Source organism: Streptomyces sp. NPDC051173 (assembly GCF_040689515.1).
Lineage (GTDB): Bacteria > Actinomycetota > Actinomycetes > Streptomycetales > Streptomycetaceae > Streptomyces.
Genome location: NZ_JBFBBD010000050.1, coordinates 45,139 through 51,647 on the forward strand (window position 1 = coordinate 45,139; position 6,509 = coordinate 51,647).

A 6,509-nucleotide genomic window follows, 5' to 3' on the forward strand; every position below is an offset into this window, starting at 1 on the left:
ATGGGTCTCTACAGTGCGGGGGGCGTCATGGTGAATCGGGCGTTGACCTGTGCGTAGACGTTCTGGCGCTGGGGTTCGAGGTCGAGTGCGGGGGCCGGGGCGGCTCCGCCGTAGCCGGCCGAGCGCATGAGGCCGCCGGGGGCGGGGGGCGGGCCGGCGGGGGCCATGTTCTCGGCGCCGAGGTCGGCGAGTTCCACGAGCGCGACGAGCTGGGCGCCGAGGGCGCCGGCGTATTCGCGGGCGCGTTGCACGGCTTCGCGTACGGCTTGCTGGCGGGCTTCGCGGTGGGCGGGTGAGTCGGGGCGCAGTGCCCACCAGGGGCCGTCGACGCGGGTGAGGTCGAGTGCGGCGAGGCGGGTGGTGAGTTCGCCGAGGGTGGTGAAGTCGCTGAGGGTGGCGGTGAGGCGGACGGTGCCGTGGTAGGCGTGGATGCGTTCGTGGCGGCCTTTTTCGGTGAGTTGGGGGGTGAGGGTGAAGGTGCCGGTCTCGAGTTTTTCGACGGTGTCGCCGTAGCTCTTGAGCAGGTCGAGGGTGTGGTTGTTGCGGCGGGTGAGGTCGTTGAGCGCTGTGGTGCGGTCGGTGCCGCGGGCGCTGATGGTGATGTCGATGTGGGCGATTTCGGGGTCGACTTCGAGGCGGGCTTCGCCGCGGACGGCGAGTCGGGGGCTGTCGGGGGTGCCGTAGGGCAGTGGTGCGGGTGTGGTCATGGGGTCAGGGTGTCAGGTCGGGGGCGTGGGGGCGCCATGTGGGAGTCACCGTTTCGCAACCTTGTGGGGGTGTTGCGGTTGGGGTGTCCGACGCCAGAATCTACGCGCGTTGTCGGTGAGTTGAGCTGCGAGATTCTAGGAGTTGACGTGTCGTTGAACCGGAGGAATTTCCTGGGGCGTACGGCTGCCACGGGTGCGGGTGTCGCGCTGGTGGGGTCGGTGGGTGCCGGGTCGGCCGAGGCGCGGGAGGCGGTGGCCGGCTCGGGTGGTGGCCGGGGCCGGCATTACGCGTTGACGGTGCTGGGGACGACGGATCTGCACGGGAATGTCTTCAACTGGGACTATTTCACGGATGCGGAGTTCGATGACCAGGCGCACAACGATGTGGGGCTGGCGAAGGTCTCGACCCTGGTGAACGAGGTGCGGCGGGAGAAGGGGCGGCGGAATACGCTGCTGATCGACGCGGGTGACACGATTCAGGGTACTCAGCTGTCGTATTACTACGCGCGGGTGGATCCGATCACGAAGGCGCACGGTCCGGTGCATCCGATGGCGCGGGCGATGAATGCGATCGGGTATGACGCGGCGGCGCTGGGGAATCACGAGTTCAATTACGGTATTCCGGTGCTGCGGAAGTTCGAGGAGCAGTGCCATTTCCCGTTGCTGGGTGCCAACGCGTTGGATGCGAAGACGTTGCGTCCGGCTTTTCCGCCGTATGTGATCAAGCGGGTGCGGGCGCCGTTCGGGCGGGATGTGCGGGTGGCGGTTCTGGGGTTGACGAATCCGGGGATCGCTATCTGGGACAAGGCGAATGTGCAGGGGAAGATGGTGTTCCCGGGGCTGGAGGAGCAGGCGGCGAAGTGGGTGCCGAAGCTTCGGTCGATGGGTGCGGATGTGGTGATCGTCGCGGCGCATTCGGGGGCCAGTGGTACGTCGTCGTACGGGGATCAGTTGCCGTATGTGGAGAATGCGGCGGCGTTGGTGGCGGAGCGGGTGCCGGGGATCGATGCCATTTTGGTGGGGCATGCGCATGTGGAGATTCCCGAGCGCCGGGTGGTGAACAAGGAGTCGGGTAAGGAGGTGGTGTTGTCGGAGCCGTTGAAGTGGGGGCAGCGGTTGACGGTGTTCGACTTCGATCTGGTGTGGGAGCAGGGTTGTTGGCGGGTGGCCTCGGTGGGGGCGAGGGTGCTGAATTCGAATACGGTCGCCGAGGACCGGAAGATCACTCAGTTGTTGCGGGGTGAGCACCGGAAGGTGGTGGCGTATGTGAATCAGGTGATCGGTACGTCGTCGGCGGCGATGAGTGCGGCGGAGGCGGCGTACAAGGACACGCCGGTGATCGATTTCATCAATCATGTGCAGGTGGAGACGGTGCGTGCGGCGTTGCGGGGGTCGGCGTACGCGGGGTTGCCGGTGTTGTCGCAGGCGTCGTGTTTCTCGCGGACGGCGGGGGTACCGGCGGGGAAGGTGACGATCCGGGAGGTGGCGGGTCTGTATCCGTTCGAGAACACGCTGGAGGCCCGGGTGTTGACGGGGGCTCAGATACGGGAGTATCTGGAGTTCTCGGCGCGGTATTACGTGCGGACGGCTCCGGGTGGGGCGGTGGATCCGGCGAAGCTGACGAATGCGGAGAACATCCCGGATTTCAATTATGACGTGGTCAGCGGCCTCTCGTACGAGATCGACATCGCGAAGGCGCCGGGGGCGCGTATCTCGAAGCTGGTCTTCGACGGGAAGCCGCTGGACGACGCGGCGCGGTTCGTGCTGGCGGTGAACAACTACCGGGCGAGTGGCGGGGGGAATTTTCCGCATGTCGCTCGGGCGAAGCAGGTGTGGGCGAATTCGGAGGAGATCCGTAACACGATCATCTCGTGGGTGCGGGCCCAGGGGGCGATCGATGTGGGGCGTTTCGCCTCAGTGGACTGGAAGTTGACGCGGGATGGTGCGCCGGTCTTCTGAGGTGGTGGTCCGGGGTCGTGGCTGTGGCCGCGGCTCCAGGCCGAAGGTGGTGAAGGCGGTGCGTTCGGGGAGGGGGTAGGCGGTCTTGCCGGTGATGGCGTTGAGGATGACGGCACTGCGCCAGGCGGCGAGGCCGAGGTCGGGGGTGCCGATGCCGTGGGTGTGGCGTTCGGCGTTCTGGACGTGGACGGCGCCCTTGACGAGGGGGTCGAGGACGAGGCGGTGGTTCTCGTCGATGCGGGGGCGGTCGCTGTGGTCGCGGCGGATGTAGGGGTCGAGGGCGGCGAGGAGGGTGTCGGTGCGGCGTTCGCGGTAGCCGGTGGCGAGGACGACGGCGTCGGTGGTGATGCGGGAGCGGGTGCCTTGCTGGGCGTGTTCGAGGTGGAGTTCGACGCGGGTGGTGCCGACGCGGCCGGCGGTGCGGACGAAGACTCCGGGGGTGAGGACGGTGTCGGGCCAGCCGCCGTGGAGGCTGCGGCGGTAGAGCTCTTCGTGGATGTCGGCGAGGGTTTCTGCGGCGATGCCTTTGTGGAGTTGCCATTGCTGGGGCAGGAGTTGGTTGCGTACGCCTTCGGGGAGGGCGTGGAAGTAGCGGGTGTAGTCGGGGGTGAATTGTTCGAGCCCGAGTTTGCTGTATTCCATGGGGGCGAAGGCGGGGGTGCGGGCGAGCCAGTGGAGTTTTTCGCGGCCGGTGGGGCGGTTGCGGAGGAGGTCGAGGAAGACTTCGGCGCCGGACTGGCCTGAGCCGATGACGGTGATGTGGTCGGCGGCGAGGATTTTCTCGCGGTGGTCGAGGTAGTCGGCGGAGTGGATGACGGGGACGTTGGGGGCTTCGCTGAGGGGGCGGAGGGGTTCGGGGATGTGGGGTGTGGTGCCGACGCCGAGGACGAGGTTGCGGGCGTAGGCGCGGCCGAGGGCTTCGGCTTCTCCTTCGGTGTCGAGTTGGGTGTAGTCGATTTCGAAGAGGTTGCGTTCGGGGTTCCAGCGGAGGGCGTCGATCTGGTGGCCGAAGTGGAGGCCGGGGAGGGATTGGCTGACCCAGCGGCAGTAGGCGTCGTATTCGGCGCGTTGGATGTGGAATCGCTCGGCGAAGTAGAAGGGGTAGAGGCGTTCGCGGTCCTTGAGGTAGTTGAGGAAGCTCCAGGGGCTGGTGGGGTCGGCGAGGGTGACGAGGTCGGCGAGGAAGGGGACTTGGAGGGCGGTGCCGTCGATGAGGAGGCCGGGGTGCCAGCGGAAGGTGGGGGTCTGGTCGTAGCAGGCGGTGCGGAGGTCGGGGAGGCCGTGGGCGAGGGCGGCGAGGGAGAGGTTGAAGGGGCCGATGCCGATGCCGGCGATGTCGAGGGGTTGGTCGGGGGTGGTGCGGGGGCCTGGTTGGGGGGTGTCGGGGGTGGTGCGGGGGGTCTTTTTCGGGGGGTTGGGGTTGTTCATGGGTTGATGTGGCCTTCCACGAGGTTGAGGAGGGTGCGGAGGTGGTGGGTGGTGGTGTGGGGGTTGAGGAGGGTGGTCTTGAGCCAGAGGCCGTCGGGGGTGGTGGCGCGGCCGAGGACGGCGTGGCCGTGGTGGAGGAGGCGGCGGCGGATGGTGGCGATGGTGTGGTCGTCGGTGCCGGTGGGGCGGAAGAGGACGGTGCTGAGGGTGGGGCGGGCGTGCAGTTCGAAGCGGGGGTGGGCGTCGATGAGGTCGGCGAGGTGGTGTGCGGTGGCGCAGACGCGTTCGACGAGACGGCCCATGCCGGTGCGGCCGAGGGCGCGGAGGGTGACGGCGATCTTGAGGATGTCGGGTCGGCGGGTGGTGCGCAGGGAGCGGCCGAGGAGGTCGGGGTGGCCGGCGTCGGTGTCGTCGGGGGCGTTGAGGTAGTCGGCGCGGTGGGCGAGGGGGTGGAGGGCGGTGCTGTCGGGGACGGCGAGGAGGCCGGCCGCGATGGGTTGCCAGCCGAGTTTGTGCAGGTCGATGGCGATGGTGTGGGCGCGGTCGAGGCCGTGGAGGGCGGGGCGGAGGGTGTCGCTGAAGAGGAGGGGGCCGCCGTAGGAGGCGTCGATGTGGAGGCGGGCGTGGTGGGTGTCGCAGAGGTCGGCGAGGTGGGGCAGGGGGTCGATGCGGCCGGTGTCGGTGGTGCCCGCGGTCGCGACGACGAGCGTGGGGGTGGCGTGGTGGGCGTAGAGCGCGGTGTGCAGGTGTGCGGGGTCGATGGTGCCGGTGGGGGTGGCCAGGACGTGGGGTGCGGGGAGGCCGAGGAGCCAGGTGGCGCGGTGGATGCTGTGGTGGGCGTTGGCGCCGCAGATGACGCGGAGGGTGCGGTCGGGTCGGGGTGAGGTGCCGTACGAGGAGTCGTACGTGGTGGTGCCGTGCGTGGTTCCGGGGGTGATTCCGGCCGCCGGGTGGTGTGCGCCGTCGGGTGTGGTGGCCGGGGGCGCGCCTTTCGCTTCCTCGCGTGCGAGCAGGAGGGCGAGGTGGTTGGACTCGGTGCCGCCGGTGGTGGTGACGGCGTCGGGTGCGGGGCGGTGGGGGTAGGCGAGGGCGGCCAGGGCGCGGAGGACCTCGGTTTCCAGGGCGGAGGCGGCGGGTGCCTGGTCCCAGGAGTCGAGTGAGGGGTTGAGGGCGCAGGCGGCGAGGTCGGCGGCGGTGGCGAGGGCGAGCGGTGGGGTGTGGAGGTGGGCGGCGCAGTGGGGGTCGGCGGGGTCGGCGGCGCCTTCGGCGAGGGTGCGTACGAGGGTGTGGAGGGCTTCGTGGGGGCCGGTGCCGGTGGTGGGGAGTGCGGGGCCGGTGGCGCGTACGCGTGCGGTGACGGCGTGGGGGCCGCCGTGGGGGATGGGGCCGGCGCGGGTGGTGGCGCCTTGGGTGAGGGCGTCGAGGACGGTGTCGAGGAGGGGGCGGAGTGCCGAGGGTCCCTCGGTGCCTCCGGCGAGGGGCGGGAGTGTGGTCTCGGGCAATGCTGGTGCCCCCTTTGGGCTGTCTCGCGGAGGTGAGCGGGCAGTAACTGCATCAAGTTACTTTCGACGCACGTTCGGTGACCGGGGTCCGGAGGAGTTTCGCCCGATGGTGGTAGGCCGTGCGACGGCGGGGAGTTGGGTCTGGTAGGCGGAGAGGTGCTCCCGCGTGCTGAATTGGGCACTCGCATCAGCCACATCAAGCCTGTTGGGGCACCTCCCAGCGGTAGCTGGGGGAGTGTGAGGACACCGCCGCGCAGCGGTGGTGCGGACGGCACCACCCGCAGAACCGGCCACAAGATCCGCCGGACAGGCACTGGTGCGGGGCGGACTTCGGGCGCGGCGTCGACTAATCTGCACCTATGGCCATGAACTTTCTCGCTCTCGACGTAGGGCCGCTCAAGCCCGAGCCCGCGCCGCTCGTCCTTGGGTTCGTCCTCTTCTTCATTGTTTTCGCCGTGATGGCGAAGGTGCTCCTCCCCCGGATCAGCAAGGTCCTCGTCGAGCGCGAGAAGGCCACGGGCGGGCGTTTCGACGAGGCGGAGGCGACGCGCGCGGAGGCCGCGCGGGTGCACGCCGAGTACCAGGAGCTGCTGGCCGAGGCGCGGCACGAGGCCGCTCGCCTGCGTCAGGAGTCGGTGGAGCAGGGTACGGCGATCATCGCGGAGCTGCGGGCCGAGGGTCAGCGGCAGCGCGAGGAGATCATCTCCGCCGGGCACGCGGTGATCGACGCGGAGCGTGCGGTCGCGGAGGCCGAGCTGCGTGAGCAGGTCGGTGTGCTGGCGACGGAGCTGGCGGGCCGGATCTCCGGTGAGCCGGTGGCCGGCGGGCGTACGGATACGGACGGTCATCCACACCTCGCTGCCCGGTGTGCCCGCCCCGTTGGCGGAGATCACGCCCGACGCTCTCGCCTCGG

The 6,509-nt window shown here is 69.3% G+C and carries 5 protein-coding genes; 2 read left to right on the forward strand and 3 right to left on the reverse strand.

From position 1 onward, the window contains the following. Positions 1-8: 8 nt before the first annotated feature. Positions 9-707 (reverse strand): SIMPL domain-containing protein, encoded by a 699-nt coding sequence (locus AB0435_RS23660; protein ID WP_366427893.1) that lies wholly within the window; start codon positions 705-707, stop codon positions 9-11. A gap of 147 nt (positions 708-854) precedes the next feature. Here AB0435_RS23660 and AB0435_RS23665 point away from each other — a divergent pair, with 147 nt between their 5' ends. Continuing rightward, positions 855-2,666 (forward strand): 5'-nucleotidase C-terminal domain-containing protein, encoded by a 1,812-nt coding sequence (locus AB0435_RS23665; RefSeq protein ID WP_366427894.1) that lies wholly within the window; start codon positions 855-857, stop codon positions 2,664-2,666. Here AB0435_RS23665 and AB0435_RS23670 read toward each other — a convergent pair. Further along, the gene (locus AB0435_RS23670; RefSeq protein WP_366007096.1) at positions 2,622-4,094 is read right to left on the reverse strand and encodes a SidA/IucD/PvdA family monooxygenase; all 1,473 of its coding nucleotides are present in this window, start codon (positions 4,092-4,094) and stop codon (positions 2,622-2,624) included. The genes AB0435_RS23665 and AB0435_RS23670 overlap by 45 nt on opposite strands. Further along, a complete protein-coding gene (locus AB0435_RS23675; protein WP_366427895.1) occupies positions 4,091-5,596 on the reverse strand; it encodes a pyridoxal-dependent decarboxylase in 1,506 nt (501 codons plus the stop codon). Before AB0435_RS23675 ends, AB0435_RS23670 begins: the two co-directional genes overlap by 4 nt. Positions 5,597-5,955: 359 nt before the next feature. On the opposite strand from AB0435_RS23675, the gene AB0435_RS23680 reads away from it, so the two are divergent. Continuing rightward, positions 5,956-6,509 (forward strand): hypothetical protein (locus AB0435_RS23680; protein WP_366427896.1); only part of this gene is annotated, 554 nt, incomplete at its 3' end.

What these genes read in the sequence shown, in the direction of transcription:
- AB0435_RS23660 (WP_366427893.1), bottom strand. Translation starts at nt 707, where the DNA reads ATGACCACACCCGCACCACTGCCCTACGGCACCCCCGACAGCCCCCGA.
- AB0435_RS23670 (WP_366007096.1), bottom strand. Translation starts at nt 4,094, where the DNA reads ATGAACAACCCCAACCCCCCGAAAAAGACCCCCCGCACCACCCCCGAC.